General features: G+C 69.5%; 21 protein-coding genes. 10 read left to right on the forward strand and 11 right to left on the reverse strand.

Features of this window, described 5'->3' with window-relative positions; all coding sequences use genetic code 11:
- Positions 1–4 precede the first annotated feature (4 nt).
- On the forward strand, positions 5–616 hold the full coding sequence (locus C0461_RS04385; RefSeq protein ID WP_292104328.1) for a YqgE/AlgH family protein: 612 nt from the start codon (positions 5–7) through the stop codon (positions 614–616).
- A 3-nt stretch (positions 617–619) separates the two neighbouring features.
- On the opposite strand, the gene C0461_RS04390 is transcribed toward C0461_RS04385, so the two are convergent.
- Positions 620–973: a hypothetical protein gene (locus C0461_RS04390; RefSeq protein ID WP_292104302.1), complete on the reverse strand. Its 354-nt coding sequence runs from the start codon at positions 971–973 to the stop codon at positions 620–622.
- A 101-nt stretch (positions 974–1,074) separates the two neighbouring features.
- Between C0461_RS04390 and C0461_RS04395 the strand changes: the two genes are divergently transcribed.
- Together C0461_RS04395 and metK are read left to right on the forward strand one after the other, a co-directional pair.
- The gene (locus tag C0461_RS04395; protein ID WP_292104303.1) at positions 1,075–1,671 is read left to right on the forward strand and encodes a type 1 glutamine amidotransferase domain-containing protein; all 597 of its coding nucleotides are present in this window, start codon (positions 1,075–1,077) and stop codon (positions 1,669–1,671) included.
- A gap of 89 nt (positions 1,672–1,760) precedes the next feature.
- Positions 1,761–2,951, forward strand: a complete 1,191-nt coding sequence (metK, locus tag C0461_RS04400; RefSeq protein ID WP_292104305.1) for a methionine adenosyltransferase — start codon at positions 1,761–1,763, stop codon at positions 2,949–2,951.
- On the opposite strand, the gene C0461_RS04405 is transcribed toward metK, so the two are convergent.
- Positions 2,948–3,784 carry a neutral zinc metallopeptidase gene (locus tag C0461_RS04405; RefSeq protein WP_292104306.1) on the reverse strand — a complete coding sequence of 279 codons (837 nt, stop codon included), beginning with the start codon at positions 3,782–3,784 and terminating at the stop codon, positions 2,948–2,950. The genes metK and C0461_RS04405 overlap by 4 nt on opposite strands.
- A gap of 67 nt (positions 3,785–3,851) precedes the next feature.
- The gene (locus tag C0461_RS04410; protein ID WP_292104330.1) at positions 3,852–4,508 is read right to left on the reverse strand and encodes a glutathione S-transferase family protein; all 657 of its coding nucleotides are present in this window, start codon (positions 4,506–4,508) and stop codon (positions 3,852–3,854) included.
- Between the two features lie 149 nt (positions 4,509–4,657).
- Here C0461_RS04410 and C0461_RS04415 point away from each other — a divergent pair, with 149 nt between their 5' ends.
- Entirely contained in the window at positions 4,658–5,701 is a 1,044-nt protein-coding gene (locus C0461_RS04415) for a ribonucleotide-diphosphate reductase subunit beta (RefSeq protein ID WP_021697618.1), read from the forward strand.
- A 73-nt stretch (positions 5,702–5,774) separates the two neighbouring features.
- Here the strand turns inward: C0461_RS04415 and C0461_RS04420 are convergent, their stop codons facing one another.
- Together C0461_RS04420 and C0461_RS04425 are read right to left on the reverse strand one after the other, a co-directional pair.
- Entirely contained in the window at positions 5,775–7,061 is a 1,287-nt protein-coding gene (locus C0461_RS04420; protein WP_292104309.1) for an RsmB/NOP family class I SAM-dependent RNA methyltransferase, read from the reverse strand.
- The gene (locus tag C0461_RS04425) at positions 7,058–9,013 is read right to left on the reverse strand and encodes a potassium transporter Kup (protein ID WP_292104310.1); all 1,956 of its coding nucleotides are present in this window, start codon (positions 9,011–9,013) and stop codon (positions 7,058–7,060) included. Before C0461_RS04425 ends, C0461_RS04420 begins: the two co-directional genes overlap by 4 nt.
- Positions 9,014–9,179: 166 nt before the next feature.
- Here C0461_RS04425 and C0461_RS04430 point away from each other — a divergent pair, with 166 nt between their 5' ends.
- The gene (locus tag C0461_RS04430) at positions 9,180–9,635 is read left to right on the forward strand and encodes an Rrf2 family transcriptional regulator (protein WP_292104311.1); all 456 of its coding nucleotides are present in this window, start codon (positions 9,180–9,182) and stop codon (positions 9,633–9,635) included.
- A gap of 23 nt (positions 9,636–9,658) precedes the next feature.
- Positions 9,659–10,480 (forward strand): SDR family oxidoreductase, encoded by an 822-nt coding sequence (locus tag C0461_RS04435; RefSeq protein WP_292104332.1) that lies wholly within the window; start codon positions 9,659–9,661, stop codon positions 10,478–10,480.
- Here C0461_RS04435 and C0461_RS04440 read toward each other — a convergent pair.
- The 4 genes from C0461_RS04440 to glpK all read right to left on the reverse strand — a co-directional run bounded on the left by C0461_RS04440 (position 10,444) and on the right by glpK (position 14,432).
- Complete coding sequence (locus tag C0461_RS04440; RefSeq protein WP_292104312.1) at positions 10,444–11,316, reverse strand: pirin family protein; 873 nt, start codon at positions 11,314–11,316, stop codon at positions 10,444–10,446. The genes C0461_RS04435 and C0461_RS04440 overlap by 37 nt on opposite strands.
- 56 nt (positions 11,317–11,372) lie before the next feature.
- Positions 11,373–11,732 (reverse strand): DUF6481 family protein, encoded by a 360-nt coding sequence (locus C0461_RS04445; protein WP_292104313.1) that lies wholly within the window; start codon positions 11,730–11,732, stop codon positions 11,373–11,375.
- A gap of 121 nt (positions 11,733–11,853) precedes the next feature.
- Positions 11,854–12,921 carry a phosphotransferase family protein gene (locus tag C0461_RS04450; RefSeq protein ID WP_292104315.1) on the reverse strand — a complete coding sequence of 356 codons (1,068 nt, stop codon included), beginning with the start codon at positions 12,919–12,921 and terminating at the stop codon, positions 11,854–11,856.
- Positions 12,922–12,941: 20 nt separating this feature from the next.
- Positions 12,942–14,432, reverse strand: a complete 1,491-nt coding sequence (glpK, locus tag C0461_RS04455) for a glycerol kinase GlpK (protein WP_292104317.1) — start codon at positions 14,430–14,432, stop codon at positions 12,942–12,944.
- Between the two features lie 46 nt (positions 14,433–14,478).
- Between glpK and C0461_RS04460 the strand changes: the two genes are divergently transcribed.
- Together C0461_RS04460 and C0461_RS04465 are read left to right on the forward strand one after the other, a co-directional pair.
- Positions 14,479–15,483: a threonine/serine dehydratase gene (locus tag C0461_RS04460; protein WP_292104318.1), complete on the forward strand. Its 1,005-nt coding sequence runs from the start codon at positions 14,479–14,481 to the stop codon at positions 15,481–15,483.
- Positions 15,480–15,938 carry a MaoC family dehydratase gene (locus tag C0461_RS04465; RefSeq protein ID WP_292104319.1) on the forward strand — a complete coding sequence of 153 codons (459 nt, stop codon included), beginning with the start codon at positions 15,480–15,482 and terminating at the stop codon, positions 15,936–15,938. Before C0461_RS04460 ends, C0461_RS04465 begins: the two co-directional genes overlap by 4 nt.
- Here the strand turns inward: C0461_RS04465 and C0461_RS04470 are convergent.
- Positions 15,935–16,528, reverse strand: a complete 594-nt coding sequence (locus C0461_RS04470; RefSeq protein ID WP_292104321.1) for a GNAT family protein — start codon at positions 16,526–16,528, stop codon at positions 15,935–15,937. The two genes, C0461_RS04465 and C0461_RS04470, sit on opposite strands and share 4 nt — an antisense overlap.
- Positions 16,525–17,460, reverse strand: a complete 936-nt coding sequence (locus C0461_RS04475) for a Gfo/Idh/MocA family oxidoreductase (protein ID WP_292104323.1) — start codon at positions 17,458–17,460, stop codon at positions 16,525–16,527. The genes C0461_RS04470 and C0461_RS04475 overlap by 4 nt, the downstream gene beginning before the upstream one ends.
- 148 nt (positions 17,461–17,608) lie before the next feature.
- Here C0461_RS04475 and C0461_RS04480 point away from each other — a divergent pair, with 148 nt between their 5' ends.
- Both C0461_RS04480 and C0461_RS04485 read left to right on the forward strand, forming a co-directional pair.
- Entirely contained in the window at positions 17,609–18,688 is a 1,080-nt protein-coding gene (locus tag C0461_RS04480; RefSeq protein WP_292104325.1) for a sugar phosphate nucleotidyltransferase, read from the forward strand.
- 27 nt (positions 18,689–18,715) lie between these two features.
- On the forward strand, positions 18,716–19,071 hold a 356-nt coding region (locus tag C0461_RS04485; RefSeq protein WP_292104326.1), incomplete at its 3' end, for an alpha/beta fold hydrolase.

Genomic DNA, 19,071 nt, shown 5'->3' on the forward strand with positions numbered 1-19,071 from the left:
ACGGATGCGCCTTGCATCCGCCGAAGCCGCCCCTGATGATGACGCCATGTCGGAATTCCAGTCCCTCGCGGGCAAGCTGCTGGTGGCCATGCCGGGCATCGGCGATCCGCGCTTCGAACATGCCGTGATCCTGATCTGCGCCCATCAGGCGGACCACGCCATGGGTCTGCGCCTGGACCGCCCCGCCCCCGGCGTGAACCTCAGGACCGTGCTGGAGAAGCTTGAGATGGAGGGCGCGGAGCGGGCGACGGATCAGGCTGTGCTCATGGGCGGGCCGGTGGACCGGGAGCGGGGCTTCGTGCTGCACACCAGTGACTGGACCGCGCCGGACGCCTCCCTTCCCGTGGGCGAGGGCTTGGCCATCACCGCCACCCGCGAGGCCCTGGTGGCCATGACGGATGACGAGGCCCGCCCGGAGCGATCCGTGCTGGTTCTGGGCTACGCTGGCTGGGGCGAGGGTCAGATCGAGGACGAACTGACCGAAAACGTCTGGCTCACCGCCGAGCCGGACGCGGATCTGCTGTTTGACGCCGATCATGCGACCAAGTGGAGCCGGGCCCTGGCGGGCATCGGCGTGGACGCCGCCAGGCTGTCTGCTCACGGCGGCAGGGCCTGAGGCTCAGTCGGGGGCTTTCTCGAGCCAGTCGTCGATCTGGGTCACGGCCTCGCGCGTGCGGCGATGGCGTTCGGTCGTGACGGCCGGATCACTGGGCGGCGCCGCCTGCTCCACATAGGGCGTGGGCGGCTGACGGGCGGCCTCCAGATCGCGCAGGGTCAGCCGCGCCTCCGTATCCAGACGGCGGGCCGTGTCGGCCCGGGCGTCGGCCTGAAGGCGCAGGCTCTCCATCCGGGCCTGATGCCGCTCGACCTGATAGCGGTGGGGGTCCGTCCCGTAGGGCGCGACCTGGGCGGCCGCGGCGGAGGCGGTCAGCAAGCCGATCAGAAAAAGTCCGGTCAGGGTGCGCATGCTCACAGGATGCGGCGTATCCGCCCGTTCTCCAAGCGTGGCCGCAACCCATGGCCCTCTCCCGGGTTGGTCAGGCTCATGCGAGCAACCACAAGGAGGACCGCATCATGGCCCAGACACTGAATGGCAAGACCATCGCCATCCTGGCCACGGACGGCTTTGAACAGGTCGAGCTGACCGAACCCATGAAGGCGCTGAAGCACGCGGGCGCGACCGTGGAGATCGTCTCGCCCAAACAGGGCGAGATCCAGGGGTTCAACCATTTCGACAAGGGCGACACGTTCAAGGTCGACCGCGCCGTCAGCACGGCGGACGCCTCGGCCTACGCCGGGCTGGTGCTGCCGGGCGGCGCCCATAACCCCGACAATCTGCGCCTCGACGAGGACGCCCTGGCCTTCGTGCGCGCCTTCTTCGACGCCGGAAAGCCGGTCGCCGCGATCTGCCACGCGCCCTGGATCCTGATCGATGCGGGCGTGGTCGAGGGCCGCAAGCTGACCAGCTACAAGACCATCCGCACAGACCTGCGAAACGCGGGCGCCGAGGTGGTGGACGAAGAGGTGGTCGTGGACGAAGGTCTTGTCACCAGCCGGGATCCCGACGACCTGCCCGCCTTCTGCGCAAAAATGATCGAGGAGTTCGCCGAGGGACGCCACCAGGGCCAGGCCGAGGCGGCGAAGGAGGCGGACCGGCCCGTCGCCCACTGACAGACCTTGCGGCTCACGCTCAAGAACACTTGAAGATATAAGGATATCTTTATATGGCTGGCGCTCCCTCGAATACCGGAGCCTCGCCCGTGAGCCGCACCTCCTACGTCTTCACCTCGGAAAGCGTGTCCGAAGGCCACCCCGACAAGGTGTCCGACCGCATCTCCGACACCATCGTCGACCTGTTCATGGCCAGGGATCCGGAGGCCCGGGTGGCCTGCGAGACCCTGACCACCACCAACCGCGTGGTGCTGGCCGGTGAAATCCGGGGCAAGGGCATCTGGGAGAACGGGGCCTGGGCCCCGGGCATCGAGGCCGAAATCGAGGCCGCCGTGCGCGCCGCGGTCAAGGACATCGGCTATGAACAGGACGGGTTCCACTGGAAGACCCTGACCTTCGAGAACCATCTGCACGGCCAGTCCGCCGACATTGCCGTGGGCGTTGATGCGGCTGACGGCAAGGACGAGGGCGCGGGCGACCAGGGCATCATGTTCGGCTACGCCTCCAACGAGACGCCCGAGCTGATGCCCGCCACCCTGGCCTACAGCCACCGCATCCTGAAGCGTCTGGCCGAGCTGCGCCACGGCGGCGAGAAGCGCCTCGAGCCCGACGCCAAGAGTCAGGTCAGCCTGTTCTACGAGAACGGCGTCCCGGTGCGGGCCACCGCCATCGTCGTCTCGACCCAGCACGCGAAGGGCATGACCCAGGCCGACGTGGCCGCCCTGGTCAAGCCGGTGGTGGCCGAGGTGCTGCCCGAGGGCTTCATCACCGACGAGACCGTCTGGCACATCAATCCCACGGGCGTTTTCGAGATCGGCGGCCCGGACGGCGACGCCGGCCTCACCGGCCGCAAGATCATCGTCGACACCTATGGCGGCGCCTCGCCCCATGGCGGCGGCGCCTTCTCGGGCAAGGACTGCACCAAGGTGGACCGCTCGGCCGCCTACGCCGCCCGCTACCTGGCCAAGAACGTGGTGGCGGCCGGGCTGGCCGACCGCTGCACCATCCAGCTCAGCTACGCCATCGGCGTGGCTGAGCCCCAGTCGGTCCACGTGGACCTGCACGGCACCGGCAAGATTTCCGAAGAGGTGCTGGAGCGCGAACTGCCCGCCATGATCGGCGGCGCCACCCCCCGCGCCATCCGCGAGCATCTTGGCCTGAACAAGCCCATCTACGCCCGCACCGCCGCCTACGGTCACTTCGGACGCGAGCCGGACGCCGACGGCGGCTTCAGCTGGGAACGCACCGACCTGGGCGACAGGCTGAAGGCCCTGGCCTAAAGCGCCGCGAAGGTATCGCAGGCGGCGGGGTCGCCTGAGTCATAGCCCCGCCGCAGCCACTGCATCCGCTGGGCCGAGGTGCCGTGGGTGAAGGTCTCCGGAGACCGCCGCCCGCCGCCCAGGCGGTCGTCGCCGATAGCCGAGGCGGCGTTCATGCCCTCTTCCAGGCTTCCCGCGGTCAGGGCCACCTCGCCGCCCGAAACGGCGGCGGCGTTGGCCGCCCAGACGCCCGCATAGCAGTCGGCCTGAAGCTCCAGCGCCACGGAATAGCGGTTCGCCTCGCCTTCGGAGCGGGCCCGGCTCTGGGCCTGACGCACCTGATCCGAGGCGCCGGTCAGGGTCTGCACATGGTGGCCGATCTCGTGGGCGATGACATAGGCCTTGGCGAAGTCGCCGCCCGCCCCCAGCTGTTCGCTCATGACCTGCCAGAAGCCCAGGTCCAGATAGACGGTCCGGTCCGCCGGGCAATAGAACGGCCCCATGGCCGCCTGGCCATAGCCGCAGCCGGCGGTTGCGGTGCCCTGTTCGTACAGGACGAAGCCCGGCGGCTGATAGCCCGGCATCTGCGTGGCCCAGACATCGTTCACGTTGGTCCCGATGACGTCGACGAACAGGCCTGCCTCGTCCTCGGGCGTGCCGACCTCGCCGCGTTCGGCCTGACCCAGCCCGCCCAGCTGGCCGGCCACCTGGGTCGTGACCTGGGGGTCGATGCCGAACACCAGATAGCCGATGATCCCCAGCACGGCCACGCCGATGCCGCCGCCGGCGACCCCCGGGCCCATGCCGCGCCGGTCCTCGATGCCGCCGCCCCGCCGTCCGCCTCTCCAGCGCATGCGCCGCCTCCCGCCTTGTTCTGTCGTTCAAGCTACGCCGGAACGCGGGACGAGGGGAAGGGATGCGTCAGCCGTCCCAGCCCGCCTCGAAGGGAAAGCGCCGGGCCCAGAAGTCCGCCAGTTCGGGCAGGGCGTCCACGCGGCGGACCACCTGGCTCATCTTCGGCGCCTCGGCACGGAAGCGCCGCCGCCGGGGCGTCCAGCGGCTGGCCACCGTGACATAGAGGTCCAGCACCGTCAGATGATCGCCCAGGAGGAAATCGCCGGGCTCCACCTGGGCGTCCATCACGGCCCAGCAGGCGGCGATGCGCGCGGCGGTGCGGTCCCGAACGGCCGCCTGAGCCGCCTCGTCGTCGCCCACCAGCCGCGAGGGCTCGTCGCGCACCCAGAACATGGAATAGATCGAGGCGGGGATGAAGCTCATCCAGCGCAGGAACTGGGCCCGGCGCGAATCGTCGATCGCCGGGGCCAGCCGCGCCTCGGGATGGCTGTCGGCCAGCCAGATCAGGATGGCCGCGCTTTCGGTGATGGTCTCGCCGTCCGGGGTGATCAGGGCCGGAATCTGGCGCATGGGATTGACCGGCGCCACCCGATCCCGTTGCGCCTCGCCCTCCCAGGTGGGCGCCTCAATCACCTCATGATCTATTCCCAGCAACGTCAGGGCCGCCTCCACCGGGACCGAACCGGAGCCGGCGGCGCCGTAGACCGTGAAACTCATCCCCAGGTTCCTCCCCATCAAATCCGCGGCGACACACCAGATATGGGGGCTACGGAAAAAGTGATCGCAATATAGCCGTATTCTGACTTGGCGCCGGGCGGCCGGGCCATCATGGTGAAGACCGCTCCGTCGCCCGAGTCGCATTCGAGAATACCATGAACGCCATCACCCCGATCCGTTCCGATCTGCCCGGTCTGCTGACCGCCTCGGCCGCCTACAAGCCGTTCCGCTATCCTTGGGCGTTCGACATGTGGAAGAAGCAGCAGCAGGTCCACTGGATGCCCGAAGAGGTGCCGCTGGGCGAGGACTGCAAGGACTGGGCGACCAGGCTGGACGACGGCGAGCGCAACCTGCTGACCCAGATTTTCCGCTTTTTCACCCAGGCGGACATCGAGGTGCAGGACAACTACATGGAGCGCTACGGCCGGGTCTTCAAACCGACCGAAGTGAAGATGATGCTGGCCTCCTTCGCCAACATGGAGACCATCCACATCGCGGCCTACGCCCTGCTGCTCGAGACCATCGGCATGCCCGAGAGCGAGTTCGGCGCCTTCATGGAATACGAGGCCATGAAGGACAAGCACGACTACATGGGCCAGTTCGGGGTCGACACCGACGCCGATATCGCCCGCACCCTGGCCATGTTCGGGGGCTTCTCCGAAGGGCTGCAGCTGTTCGCCAGCTTCGCCATGCTGATGAACTTCCCGCGCTTCAACAAGATGAAGGGCATGGGCCAGATCGTCAGCTGGTCGGTGCGCGACGAGAGCCTGCATTGCGAGGGCATCATCAAGCTGTACCACGCCTTCAACCATGAGACCGGCGCGGTGACCAGGGCCGTGGCCGACGACATCGTCGACTGCTGCAAGACCGTGGTGGACATGGAGGACAAGTTCATCGACCTGGCCTTCGAGACCGGGCCGGTGCAGGGCATGACCCCGGACGACATCAAGAAATACATCCGCTTCATCGCCGACTGGCGCCTGCGCCAGCTCAAGCTGCCCGAGGTCTACGGCGCGACCGAGAACCCGCTGCCGTGGCTGCAGTCGATGCTGTCGGGGGTCGAGCACGCCAACTTCTTCGAGGCCCGCGCCACCGAATACTCCAAGGCCGCCACCAAGGGCGCCTGGCACGGCGCCGAAGGTGTGTGGGACTCCTTCGACGCCCTGATGAAGAAGCGCACCGAAGGCGCGGAGGTCTAGAGCCTGATCGGTTGAGACGGGATCGCGTCGCGATCCCGCCGATGCCGTGAATCAGGCTCTTGCATAATTCCGCCTAGGCCCGCTCCAGCCGGGCGACGAAGAAGCCGTCCAGACCGCCGTGTTCGGGCCACATGGACGGCAGGATGCGCAGCCAGCCCTCTTTCGCCAGGCCCTCGACCGGCGCGCCCACGGTCGCCGGGTCGGCGGCGGCCACACGGAAATCTGCGTGACGGCGCAGGAAGGCGATGATCTGGCTCTCGCCTTCCTCGCGCTCCAGCGAACAGACGCAATAGACCATCCGTCCGCCGGGCTTCACCCGCGCGGCCGCGGCGTCCAGCAGGCGGTGCTGCACGTCCGCCAGATCGGCCACGTCGGCGGGCCGGGTGCGGCGCAGGGCCTCGGGATTGCGGCGGTAGGTGCCGGTGGCGGTGCAGGGGGCGTCCAGAAGCACGGCGTCGAAGGTTCGCCCGTCCTCCCACTCTTCGGCGGGGATCGCGATCGCCTCGGCGGTCAAGCCTGTGCGCTCCAGGTTCTGGGTCAGGCGGCGCAGGCGGGACTCAGACCGATCGAGCGCCGTGACGGCGGCGCCCGCCGCGGCCAGTTGCAGGGTCTTGCCGCCCGGCGCTGCGCACATGTCCAGGGCGCTCTCACCCGGCTTCATGTCCAGCAGGCGGGCCGGAACGGCGGCGGCGGCGTCCTGGATCCACCAGCTTCCGTCGGCGAAGCCCGGCCATTCGGCGATGTCGCCGCGCCGGGTGGTGCGCACCGACCCGCCGGGCAGGACCACGCCCGGCAGCGCCTCTGCGAGGGCCAGGGCGTCCGCGCCGGGTTTGAGGCTCAGGTCTGTGGCCGGCTCGATCCGCCCGGCCTCCGCCAGGGCGATCAGCGCATCGACGCCGTAGGCCGCCCGCCACCGGGCGGCGATCCAGTCGGGCAGGTTGGCTTCGGCGGCGGTCTTGTCCGGACCGTCCCGGCCGATGCCGCGCAGCACCGCATTGACCAGACCCTTGTAGGGCCGGGTCTTGACGTCCCGCTCGGCTAGCTTCACCGCCGAGGACACGGCGGCGAAGTCCGGGGTGTTCAGCACCATGGTCTGGGCCAAAGCCACGCGCAGGATTGTGCGCACCGCCAGCGGCGGGCCCTTCTTCAGGCGACGGTCCAGGATGGCGTCGATCTCGCCCAGACGGCGCAGGGCGGCCATGGCCACGGCCCGGGCGAAGGCGCGGTCCTGGGGCGACAGGCCCTTCAGTTCGCGGAAGTTCAGCGCCTCGTCCATGCCGCCGCGTCGCTCCAGTGCGGCGTTCAGCAGCACGCCGGCGGCGATGCGGGCCTCGATCCCGCCCTCGTTCGTTTCACTCAAACCGTCACCTGCGTGCCCATCTCGACCACGCGGCCGGCGGGGATATGGAAGAAGTCCGTGGGATTGGCGGCGTTGCGCATCAGGAACACATACAGCTTGTCCTGCCAGTGCGGCATGTTCTTGCCCGGCGCCGGCGCCACGGAGCGGCGCCCCAGGAAGAAGCTGGTCGACATGATGTCGAACTTCAGCCCCTGCTTGCGGCACAGGCCTAGGGCCTTGGGCACATTGGGACTCTCCATGAAGCCGTAGTTGATCGTCAGGCGCTTGAAGTCGTCATTGATGAGCTCGATCTCGATGCGCTTCTCCTTGGACACGCGCGGCCGGTCCAGGGTGCGCACCGTCAGGATGATGTTCTTCTCGTGCAGCACCTTGTTGTGCTTGAGATTGTGCATCAGGGCGACCGGCGCCACGTCCGGGTCCGAGGTCAGGAAGATGGCCGTGCCCGGCGCCCGGTACGGCGGGCGGGCGCCCAGCATCTCGATCAGATCCGCCATGGGCAGGCTGTCCTTGCGGGCCTTGTCGGTCAGCAGCCGGGTGCCCCGCGTCCATGTCCACATGACCAGGACGATGGCGCCGCCGATGGCCAGGGGCGCCCAGGCGCCGTCGGGAATCTTCATCAGGTTCGAGCCGAAGAAGGCCAGGTCGATGAGCAGGAACGGAGTCAGCGCCAGGATGCTGACCACCAGGCTCCGCTTCCACATGTAGCGCACTATGAAGAAGGCCAGCAGGCTGTCCACGAACATGGCCCCCGTGACCGCCACCCCGTAGGCGCCCGCCAGCTGGGACGAGGTGGGGAACATGGCCAGCAGCAGCAGCACGCCGGCCAGCATCATCATGTTCACCGACGGCACGAAGATCTGGCCGGCCTGGGTCTCGGAGGTGCGGCGGATGTTCATGCGGGGCAGGAGGCCCAGCTGGACCGCCTGCTGGGTGATGGAGAAGGCGCCGGTGATCACCGCCTGGCTGGCGATGATGGTGGCCAGGGTGGCCATGATCAGGATGGGCCAGTAGGCCGCCTGGGGCACCATCATCCAGAACAGGTTCTCCACCGCCGCCGGCCGGGACAGGGCCAGCGCGCCCTGACCCAGATAGTTCAGCATCAGGCAGGGCAGCACCACCGCCAGCCAGCCCAGGCGGATGGGGGCCTTCCCGAAATGGCCCATGTCCGTATAGAGCGCCTCCGCGCCGGTGACGGCCAGGAACACGCTGCCCAGGATGATGAATCCCAGGAAGCCGTTGTCGATCAGGAACAGCGCGCCGTAGTGGGGTGACAGGCCCCTCAGAATCGAGGGCTCGCCGACGATGTGCATGAGCCCCAGCCCCGCCAGGATCAGGAACCACACCGTGGTGATCGGGCCGAACGCCTTGGCCAGCCCGGCCGTGCCGCGCGACTGGACCATGAACAGGGTGATCAGGATGCCCGCGGTGATGGGCAGGACGAAGGGGGTCAGAATCCGGCCGAGGCCCGGCGCCTCGCGCAAGCCCTCCACCGCTGACAGCACCGACACCGCCGGGGTCAGCACCCCGTCGGCGTAGAACAGGGCCGCCCCGCACAGACCCAGGAAGAAGATCAGGGTCGAGCGCCGCCCGAAGCTGCGCTGGGCCAGCGACATCAGCGACAGGGTGCCGCCTTCACCCTTGTTGTCCGCCCGCATCAGGAAGATGACATACTTGATCGTCACCACCAGGATCAGGGCCCAGAAAATAAGGGACAGGACGCCCAGCACCGCCATCTCGGGCGCGCCCGAGGTGCGGGACAGGGATTCGCGCATGGCGTAGAGCGGACTGGTGCCGATGTCCCCGAACACCACGCCGATGGCGCCCACCGTCAGGGCGAGCAGAGGCCCGCGCCCGTGGCCGGAGCCGTGCGATGTCGAATGTTCGGAAGCGCCGTCTGGCGTGGGCGAAGCGGCGGGAGAGGCGCCGTTTTCGCCGGGAACAGTCCCAGCCATTCATGATCCTCCGGCGTCGCGGCGGCGACAGCCATCAAAGCGGCGGGGCTTTACGCCCTTTAGGCACCGGGTTCAATCGCGGAGGCTCAATTTTTGTTGCGCCGCACAACGTCGCGGGTTTGTGAAACCGGGCTTTCCCCCCTATCTGTTGGGACGGAGCCGGACCATGTCAGACAGCCAGAGATTTCCCGTCGCCGCCCACACCCTGGCCTATCTGGCGCACAAGGGGGCGTTCGACGCCGCCGCCGCCGCGCCTTCCTCGGTCCTGGCGGCCTCCATCCCCACCAATCCGGTGGTCATCCGCCGGGTCACGGCCATGCTGGCCCGGGCCGGGCTGATCGCCACGCGGCCCGGCTCCGGCGGCGGCGCCTGGCTGACGCGGCGGCCCGAGACCATCACCCTGGACATGGTGCTCAAGGCCGTGAACGGCTGCGCCCATCTTGGCTCACCGCCCGCCGGGGCCAAGGGATGCCCCGTGGGCCAGCACATCCCCCGCCAGGTGGCCAAGGCCCTGACCGCGGCCGAGGACGCGGCGGCCCACGCCCTGTCGCGCATCACCATCGCCGACCTGCTGGCCCAGAACCCGCCGTCCCTGGCCGGGATCCGGTTGCCCACGGCGTGAGCGCGCCGACCCCGCGGCCCCTGATGCTGATCACCGGCGCCTCGGCCGGGCTGGGCGAGGGCTTCGCGCGCCTGTATGCGGCCCACGGCTGGGACCTCGCCCTGACCGCCCGCCGGGCTGATAGGCTGGATGCCGTTGCCGCCGAGCTGCGCGCCCGTCACGGCGCCCAGGTGCTGACCATCCCTCTCGATCTGGCCGAACCCGGCGCCCCTGACCGGCTGGTCGACGCGGTGGAGGCCGGGGGCCGCCATGTGGACGGTCTTATCAACAATGCGGGCTACAGCCTGACCGGCGGCTTCCTGAGCCTGTCGCCGGCCCAGCATGCGGGCATGCTCGCGGTGATGGCCGCAGCCCCTGTCGCCCTGTCCCGCCGGGTGGCGCCGGGAATGGCGGCGCGCGGCTTCGGGCGCATCCTCAATGTGGCGTCCCTGGCGGGTTTCCTGCCCGCCACTGGGGGCGACACCCTGTACGGCCCGCTCAAGAGCTTCCTGATCAAGGCGTCCCAGGGCCTGCATCTGGAGCTGAAGCGGACCGGGGTGCACGTCACCGTCCTGTGTCCCGGCTACACCCTGACGGAGTTCCACGACGTCAACGGTTCACGCGAGGCGGTCAGCCGCGCCTATCCCCGCTGGATGTGGATGGACGCCGAACCTGTCATCCGCGCAGGCTACGAGGCCTGCGAGGCCAACCGGCCGGTGGAGATTCCCGGCGCCTTCAACCGCTTCATGTCCATCGCCGCGCGCGTCACGCCCACGGGATGGGCGCTGAAGATGGCGGACCGGCACGCGCGGCGTCTGGCGCGCTTGCCTCAGACCGGCGGCGGCGGACCGAACCTGCCGGCCTGATAATCCTGCACCGCCTGGACGATCTCCTCGCGGGTGTTCATCACGAACGGCCCGTGGGCGAAGACGGGCTCGCCGATGGGCGCCGCATGGCCCAGCAGGACCACCGCGTCGCTTGAGGCCTCGATGCGCACCGCGTCGCCGTCATCGTTCAGCGCGGCCAGGTTCCAGGCGGCGACCGGAGAGCCTCCCACCGTCACATCACCCCGGACCCCATAGAAGAAGACGTTCCGCTCCCGGGCGACCGGCGCCTCGAAGATCCCGCCTGCCTTCAGCCGCACCACCGCCATGTGGATGTCGATCAGGGACTGGATCGGCGCCTCGGTCCCGGCCCAGCGGCCGGACACCGCCTCGACGGTGACGCGGCCCTCGTCCAGCTCAACCTTTGGAATGTCCGGCGCCTGGAGCCCCACATAGTTGGGCGCCGTCATCTTCAGTCGTGACGGCAGGTTCACCCACAGCTGCAGGATCTCCATGGGCCCGCCGTCGCGCTTGAAGCTGGCGGGGGACAGTTCGGCGTGGATCAGGCCAGAGCCGGCCGTCATCCACTGCACGCCGCCCGGCCCGATGATGCTCTCGCCGCCGCCGCTGTCCGCGTGGGACAGTTCACCGTCCAGAATGAAGGTGACGGTCTCGAAGCCCCTGTGCGGGTGCGGCCCGAACGGCAGGCCCCGGTTGTTCGGGGCGTAGGTCTGGGGCCCGTGGTGGTTCAGGAACAGGAACGGATCCACCTGCGGCAGGTCCGGTCCCGGCAGCGGGCGGCGGGTGATCAGATCGCCGATGTCATCCCGCTGGGCGGGGTGCAGGCGGGCGACGGTGCGGGATGTGAGCGCGGTCATCCGCCACAGATAATGTGGCGGATGCGCCCTGACCAGATGTCTTCAGGCGTGAGCGGTCAGCGTCCGGCCTTGCGGCGGGCGTAGCGGGCGTCGCGGGCCGCCTTCTGTTCGGCCTTGGTCAGGGCCTTGCGTTCCTTGCGGGCGCCGCGACGTTCGGCGTCGACGGCCTCCTGGGCTTCCTGGACCTCAGCCTCGCGGGCGGCGGCCTTCTCGGCGGCCAGACGCTTCTTCTCGGCCTTCTCAGCCTCGTGCTGAGCCCGGATGGCCTCCTTCTCGGCGGCGCGCTTGGCGGCCAGCTTGTCGAACTCGGGGTCCGGCTGGGCGGGCTTGGGCTTGAAGCCTTCCAGAAGCGCCTTCTTGCGGGCCTGCTGGGCCGCGATGCGGTCGGTGAAGCCGGTTTGTTTCAGATCTCTCATGCGGAGCGAGAATTTCCAGTGCTGCGTGCGGCGCGGTTCTCCGGAATCCGGGGGCGGCGCTCAGGGATGCGCGGGCTAACGCGGAATTGGGGCCGTAATCAAGACAACGCGCGAGAAAGACTCAGGCTCCGGCCTTTTGCGCAAAGCCCCAGGCGGCCTCCGACAGGGGGTGAACCTGCGCCGCGGTGGCCACCGCCTGGGGGCTGGAGGCGGTCCCGTCGCGCACCCGCCCGGCGATCCCCTGGCAGATGGCGGCCAGCCGGAACAGGTTGTAGGCCATCAGCCAGTCCAGGTTGTCCGGCCGCATGCCGGTGGCGTCGGCGTACCGGTCCACCGTCTCCTCCACCGTGGGAATGCCCAGCGCCTTCAGGTCCGCCCCGCCAACGCCGTTGCGCTGGCTGGCGGGAATGACCCAGCCGATCAGGTAGTAGGACAGGTCCGCCATGGGATCGCCCAGGGTCGACAGCTCCCAGTCCAGCACCGCCAGAACCTCGGGCCGGTCGGGCGCCAGAATCATGTTGTCCAGCCGCCAGTCGCCGTGGACGATCCGCGCGGGGCTCTCCGGCGGCAAGCTGTCGGGCAGGAAGGCCATCAGCCGGTCCATGGCTGGAATGGTCTCGGTCTCCGACGCCGCATACTGTTTGGACCACCGCCCCACCTGCCGCGCGAAATAGTTGCCGGGCCGGCCGTAGTCGCCCAGGCCCGCCGCCTCGGGATCAATGGCGTGCAGCCGGGCCAGGGCGTCCGTCTGGGCCTCATAGATCGCCCGCCGCTGATCGGGCGCCATGCCCGGCAGCTTCAGGTCCCACAGGACGCGGCCCTCCACCTTGTCCATCACATAGAACATGGAGCCGATGACCTCCGCGTCCTCGCACAGGGCGTAAGGCCGGGCGACGGGAAAGCCTTGCTTGGCCAGGGCCGAGATGACCCGGAACTCCCGGTCCACCGCATGGGCAGACGGCAGCAAATTGCCCGGCGGCTTGCGGCGCAGGACATAGGTGCGGCCCGGGGTGACCAGCTCATAGGTGGGGTTCGACTGCCCGCCCTTGAACTGGTTGACGGTCAGCGGCCCGGCGTAGTCCGCCACGTGGTTCGCCATCCAGCGCTCCAGCGCGGCTGTGTCGAAGGCGTGGCGGGGATCGACGGGGCGGGTGCCGGCGAAGGCGGCCTGGGGGTCGGGCGTTTCCATGGTTTCTTCTTTGCTTGGGATCAGGCGGCGGCGATGGCGGCGCGGACCGCCTTGTTCCAGCCGGTCAGGAGGCGGTCGCGTTCATCCGGCTTCATGCGGGGCGTCCAGCAGGCCGGCGCTTCGCCCGAGGCCCGGGGCAGGTCGGCGGTCAGGCCGCAGCCCAGCGCCGCCAGCCGCGCGGCGCCCAGGGCGGTCATCTCCTGAAAGGCGGGACGCTCCACCGTCACCTCGCAGATGTCGGCGACGAACTGCATGGCGAAGGCGTTGGCGGTGACCCCGCCGTCCACTTTCAGCACCGCCGGGCGCGGCGAACCGTCGGCGGCGAGCGCATCCAGCAGATCCCGGGTCTGATAGGCCAGGGACTCCAGCCCCGCCCGCACCACATGGGCCGGACCGGTCCCCCGCGACAGGCCGGTGATGGCCCCGCGCGCCTCGGCGTTCCACCACGGCGCGCCCAGCCCCGTGAAGCCGGGGACCAGATAGACCCCGCCGTTGTCGCTCAGGGACTGCGCCACCCCTTCGGAGTCCCGTGACGCCCCGATCAGGCCCATCTGATCCCGCAGCCACTGGATCGTCGACCCGGCCGAAAAGATCGCGCCCTCCAGCGCATAGGCAGTGCGGCCGCCGACCCGGTAGCCCAGGGTCGTCAACAGTCGATTGGTGGAGGCCACCGGCGCGTCGCCCGTATTGACCACCAGAAAGGCCCCGGTGCCGTAGGTGATCTTGGCCTCGCCCGCCTCCAGCGCCCCGTGGCCCACCAGCGCCGCCTGCTGGTCGCCCGCGCATCCGGCGATGGGCAGGGCGTGGCCGAACAGGCTGGGCTCGCTTTCGCCCAGCACCTCGGCGCAGCCGCGGATCTCGGGCAGGGCGGCGGCCGGAACCCGGAACAGGTCGCACAGGTCATCGCGCCACTGCACCGTCTTCAGGTCCATCAGCAAGGTGCGCGAGGCGTTGGAGGCGTCGGTGACGAAGCTGCGCCCGCCGGTCAGGTTCCAGATCAGCCAGGCGTCGATGGTGCCCAGGCACAGCTCGCCTGCCTCAGCCCGGTCGCGGGCGCCGGGAACCGCATCCAGCAGCCAGGCGAATTTGGTCGCCGAGAAATAGGGATCCAGCACCAGTCCCGTGGCCGCCTGGACCATGGCCTCATGACCCCCCTCGCGCAGCTCCGCGGCCACGTCGGCGGTGCGACGGTCCTGCCAGACCACGGCCCGGTGCAGCGGCTCGCCGGTCTTGCGGTCCCACAGCACGGCGGTTTCGCGCTGGTTGGTGATGCCGATGGCCGAGAACCGGGCCGCGCCGCCCGCCTTGCGGATCACCTCGCGGCAGGTCTGCAGGGTGGCGCGCCAGATCTCCGCGGCGTCGTGCTCGACCCAGCCGGACTGCGGGAAATGTTGCGCCAGCTCGATCTGGCTGACGGCCAGGGGGCGCACCGCGTCCTCCACCGCCCCCTCAAAAGCGATGGCGCGGGTGGAGGTGGTGCCCTGGTCGATGGCGAGGATCAGTCCGCTCATGGAAGCCATCTTAGCGATGATCCGCGCGTTACGCTAAGTGAGGTTCATGGCCGATTCCGCTCCCTCATACGAAGGCGTCCTCGACGCCGCCCGCCAGATCGCTCCCGCCGCCGTGCGCACGCCCCTGATCGAGCATCCCGCCCTCAACGACCGGGTCGGAGGGCGCGTGCTGCTGAAGGCCGAAACCCTGCAGGTGGCGGGCAGCTTCAAGTTCCGCGGCGCCTGTAACCGCATCAGCCGGCTGACCGACGAGGAGAAAGCCCGGGGCGTCGTGGCATATTCCTCGGGCAACCACGCCCAGGGGGTCGCGGCGGCCGCGCGCGCGGTCGGAACCCGCGCCCTGATCGTCATGCCGTCCGATTCTCCCGCCGTGAAGGTGGAGGGCGTTCGGGCCTTCGGCGGGGAGGTACGCCTCTACGACCGCTGGACCGAAAGCCGCGAGGCCATCGGCGCCGAGATCGCCCGGGAGCGGGGCGCGGTGCTGGTGCCGCCCTTCGACGACCCCTTCGTCATCGAGGGGCAGGGGACCACGGCGCTGGAGATTCTCGATCAGGCCGGGGCCATGGGCGCGGGACCGCTGAATCAACTGTTGTGCGGCGCATCGGGCGGCGGCCTTCTGGCGGGAATCAACCTTGTCATGGAGGCCCGGAGCCCGGAGACCCGCGTCGTGGTGGTGGAGCCCGCCGGCTTCGACGACCACGGCCGCTCCCTGGCCCAGGGCGCCCGCGCCACCTACGGCGAGGCGACCCCCTCCATCTGCGACGCCCTCATGGCGCCCATGCCGGGCGAACTGACCTTCCCCATCAATCAGCGCCGGGTGCAGGACGCCCTGACCGTCACCGACGCCGAGGTGGCCGAGGCCATGCGTTTCGCCTTCCGCTGGCTGAAACTGGTGGTGGAGCCCGGCGGCGCGGTGTCTTTGGCGGCCCTGCTGGCGGACAGGATTGCGGCCCGGGACCGCACCACCGTGGTCATGCTGACCGGCGGCAATGTGGACCCGGCGCTCTATTCCGCCATTATCGAGAACCGTTTTCCCGGAGATACGCCATGACGCCCATCGCCCCGTCCGCCCTGTCCGGTCTCATCGGAACCGAGGTGGGCGTCTCGGACTGGATCACCGTTGATCAGGCCCGCATCGACGCCTTCGCCGACATCACCGAGGACCGCCAGTTCATCCATGTGGACCCGGAGAGGGCGAAAGCCACGCCCTTCGGCGGAACCATCGCCCACGGCTTCCTGACCCTGTCGCTGCTGTCGCGCATGTCCTTCGACGGCGTCGCCCCGCTGGAGGGCGTGGTGATGGGCGTCAACTATGGATTCGACAAGGTCCGCTTCCTCGCCCCCGTGCCGTCCGGCGCTCGGGTCCGCGCCCGGTTCAAGCTGATGTCCGCCGAGGACAAGGGCGGCGGCCGCTGGCTGCTGAAACACGAGGTCGCCGTCGACATCGAAGGCGCCGACAAGCCCGCCCTCATCGCCGAATGGCTGGGCATGCAGGTGGTGGGTTAGTCTGCCGCCCTGAACGACTCCAGCCGCGCATCCAGACCCGCCCGCACCGCCGGCCATTCGTCGGCGAGGATCGAGTAGATCACGGAGCTGCGGACCCGGCCCGTCCAGGTGACCAGGTGGTTTCTCAGAATCCCTTCCTCCACCGCCCCGAGTTTGGTCATGGCGGCGCGGCTCCGGCTGTTGATCGCATCGACCTGGAAGGCGACCCGGCCGACGCCGCAGGCGAAGGCATGATCCAGCAGCAGGCGCTTGGCCGCCGGGTTGACGACCCCGCCCCGCGCCGACGGTCGATAGTAGGTCGTGCCGATCTCCACCGCCCCGTCCCCGGGCCGAATGTCCATGAAGGTGCTGAGACCGACGACCTCTCCGCCATGGACCACGGCGAACGGGATGCGCGATCCTGCCGCCTGCTGCGCCCGCAAGGTCTCCCAGCCGGCGTCAAACCGGTCACCACCCAGCGAGGTGTAGTAGAACGTCGGCCACAGCTCCGGGTCTGCGTCGCAGGCCGTGCGCAGCGGCTCCTTGTGGTGGTCCTCGAAGGGCTCAAGCCGGACAAAACGGTTCTCCAGAACCGCTGTCCGAAGCTTCATTCCCCCAGACACCGCAGCGCCACTTCCAGATTCTTCAGCCCGTCCTGACCGGTGACGGCGGGGGGCTCCCCGGTGCGGATGGCGTGCACGAACGCCTCCAGCTCCATCTTCAGGGGTTCGGCGGGCCAGCTGTTCAGCATGCGGGTGGAGTAGGAGCCGTCGGCCTGCTGGCCGAAATACTCGGTCACCTGACGGGTGATCAGGTCCGCCACCACGAACTTGCCTCGCGTGGCCACCTGCAGGGTGCGGGTCTTGTAGGGGGTCAGCCAGTTGGTGGTGATGTGGGCGATGACCCCGTTCTCAAGCCGGAATTGCAGCAGGGCGGTGTCCTCGCGCTCGGCCCGGGTGCGCGCCAGCTGCGGCTGGACCTCGGTGATCTCCGAGCCTGTCAGGTGGCGGATGATGTCGATGTCGTGCACCGCCAGGTCGATGACCACGCCCACCTCGCCCATGCGCGGCGGGAAGGGCCCGACCCGCGTCACCTGGATGGAGATGACGTCTTCGTCGGCGATGGCCCGGCGCACTGTCTCCACCGCCGGATTGAAGCGCTCCACATGGCCCACCATCAACACGCGGTCATTGGCCTTGGCGGCGTCGATCATGCGCTGGGCGTCCCTGATCGTGGGCGCGATGGGCTTCTCCACCAGCACGTGGACGCCCTTTTCCAGCAGAGCCACGCCCAGGTCGGCGTGGAAGCGGTTGGGCGTCGCCACCACCGCGCAGTCCAGCCCGGCGTCCACAAAGGCCTCGGCGGTGGTCACGGCCTCGGCGCCATACAGGTCGGCCACGCCCTGGCCCGTCACGGCGTCGGGGTCGAGGATGGTGGTCAGGTCAACGTCGCGGAGCTCGGCCAGGACGCGGGCGTGGTTGCGGCCCATGACGCCGGCGCCGGCGACGCCGGCCTTGAGGGTCTGGGGAACGGACTGGGGCATGGCTCTGGCCTCGGCTGAAAACTCTGGCCGCGTCCTAACAAGCCAGAGCCCGCCGCGCCACGCCCGCCCGCTCAACTCCGGTTGCGGCTTGCTACGCGTTAACCTTTTTCTCTAGGGTGCCGCCGGAAGCTTTGGGGAGGGCTGAAGGATGGATCAGGACGTCCTGCCGGTGATCCTGTGCGGCGGGTCCGGCTCGCGCCTGTGGCCCCTGTCCACCGCCGAGCGGCCCAAGCCCTTCCACTCCCTCGCAGGCGACGAAACCCTGCTGCAGGCCACTGTCCGCCGGTTGCGGCCCTCGCCCGCCGCGCCGTTCCTGGCCCCGATCATCGTCTGTGCCGCCGCCCACGAGGATCTGGTGCGGGCCCAGCTGCGCGCCATCGGGGTGCGCCCGGCCAGGGTGCTGGTGGAGGTGGAGCCCGGCGGCACCGCCCTGGCCACCGCCTGCGCCGTCCGGGCGGCCACAGAGATCGCGCCGGACGCCACCGTCCTGATCGCGCCCGCCGACCACCACATCAAGGATGATCAGGGCTTTCGCGCCGCCGTCATGGCTGCCGCCGAGGATGCGGGCGACGAGATCGTCCTGTTCTCGGCCCGTCCGGAGTCTCCCGAGACCGGCTACGGCTACATGCGGCGGGGCCGGCCCCTGTCCGGCGCCCTCCACCATATCGAGCGGTTCATCGAGAAACCCCCGCTGGAGACCGCAACCGCCCTGATCGCAGAAGGCGGCTGGGGCTGGAACATGGGCCTGTTTCTGGGCCGCCCGGCCGCCTTTCAGGACCAGATCGGCCGCCATGCCCCGACGGTCGCCGCCCGCGCCGAAGCCGCCTGGTCGGGCGCCGAAAGACGCGGCGCGCGCATCGCCCTGGCCGCCGCGCCCGGCCCGTCGCTCTCGCTGGACCGGGCGGTGATCGAGCACAGCGACCGGCTGGCCATGAGGACCTGCGACGTGGGCTGGCGCGACGTGGGCTGCTGGAGCGCCCTGTGGTCAGCCGCGGGCCGCGACCCGGCGGACAATCACCTGCAGGGGTCGGCCACGGCGGTGGAGTCCTCCGGCTGTCTGGTCTGGAGCGGTGGCGGGGCCCCGGTGGCGGTCATCGGCATGACCGATGTGGTGGTGGTCTCCACCCCCAGCGGCGTGCTGGTCATGCCCCGGTCACGCGCCCAGCAGGTCGGGGCCCTGTCCACAGACCTGCAATCCGGGCCTTTAATTCCGCTGTCGATGAATTAGGGTCCGACCCCGAACAGGGAGCACCCCATGATCTTCACCGACCGCCGCTGGACCTCCGATGAGCTGAGCCTCTACGCCCGCGACTATGCGGGCGCCGAGGGGCCGGCGCGCCTGCCGGTGATCGTCATCCACGGCCTGACCCGCAACAGCGCCGATTTCGGGACCATCGCCCCGCTGATCGCCGCAACGGGCCGCCGGGTACTGGCGCTGGACGTGCGCGGGCGGGGCCGGTCGGACCGCGCCGCCGATCCCATGACCTATCAGCCCCCGGTCTACGCCAGGGACGTGCTGGCCCTCATGGATCAGGCGGGGATCGCGCGGGCGGTGTTCCTGGGCACCTCCATGGGCGGTCTGATCACCATGGCCCTGACCGCCGCGGCGCC

It is taken from the genome of Brevundimonas sp. (genome assembly GCF_013823285.1).
Taxonomy (GTDB): Bacteria; Pseudomonadota; Alphaproteobacteria; order Caulobacterales; family Caulobacteraceae; genus Brevundimonas.

Excerpts from the sequence above, each read along its gene's own strand:
- C0461_RS04385 (WP_292104328.1), top strand. The coding sequence starts at position 5 with ATGCGCCTTGCATCCGCCGAAGCCGCCCCTGATGATGACGCCATGTCG.
- C0461_RS04395 (WP_292104303.1), top strand. The coding sequence starts at position 1,075 with ATGGCCCAGACACTGAATGGCAAGACCATCGCCATCCTGGCCACGGAC.
- C0461_RS04405 (WP_292104306.1), bottom strand. The coding sequence starts at position 3,784 with ATGCGCTGGAGAGGCGGACGGCGGGGCGGCGGCATCGAGGACCGGCGC.
- C0461_RS04415 (WP_021697618.1), top strand. The coding sequence starts at position 4,658 with ATGAACGCCATCACCCCGATCCGTTCCGATCTGCCCGGTCTGCTGACC.
- C0461_RS04425 (WP_292104310.1), bottom strand. The coding sequence starts at position 9,013 with ATGGCTGGGACTGTTCCCGGCGAAAACGGCGCCTCTCCCGCCGCTTCG.
- C0461_RS04430 (WP_292104311.1), top strand. The coding sequence starts at position 9,180 with ATGTCAGACAGCCAGAGATTTCCCGTCGCCGCCCACACCCTGGCCTAT.
- C0461_RS04435 (WP_292104332.1), top strand. The coding sequence starts at position 9,659 with ATGCTGATCACCGGCGCCTCGGCCGGGCTGGGCGAGGGCTTCGCGCGC.
- C0461_RS04440 (WP_292104312.1), bottom strand. The coding sequence starts at position 11,316 with ATGACCGCGCTCACATCCCGCACCGTCGCCCGCCTGCACCCCGCCCAG.
- C0461_RS04445 (WP_292104313.1), bottom strand. The coding sequence starts at position 11,732 with ATGAGAGATCTGAAACAAACCGGCTTCACCGACCGCATCGCGGCCCAG.
- C0461_RS04450 (WP_292104315.1), bottom strand. The coding sequence starts at position 12,921 with ATGGAAACGCCCGACCCCCAGGCCGCCTTCGCCGGCACCCGCCCCGTC.
- glpK (WP_292104317.1), bottom strand. The coding sequence starts at position 14,432 with ATGAGCGGACTGATCCTCGCCATCGACCAGGGCACCACCTCCACCCGC.
- C0461_RS04460 (WP_292104318.1), top strand. The coding sequence starts at position 14,479 with ATGGCCGATTCCGCTCCCTCATACGAAGGCGTCCTCGACGCCGCCCGC.
- C0461_RS04465 (WP_292104319.1), top strand. The coding sequence starts at position 15,480 with ATGACGCCCATCGCCCCGTCCGCCCTGTCCGGTCTCATCGGAACCGAG.
- C0461_RS04470 (WP_292104321.1), bottom strand. The coding sequence starts at position 16,528 with ATGAAGCTTCGGACAGCGGTTCTGGAGAACCGTTTTGTCCGGCTTGAG.
- C0461_RS04475 (WP_292104323.1), bottom strand. The coding sequence starts at position 17,460 with ATGCCCCAGTCCGTTCCCCAGACCCTCAAGGCCGGCGTCGCCGGCGCC.
- C0461_RS04480 (WP_292104325.1), top strand. The coding sequence starts at position 17,609 with ATGGATCAGGACGTCCTGCCGGTGATCCTGTGCGGCGGGTCCGGCTCG.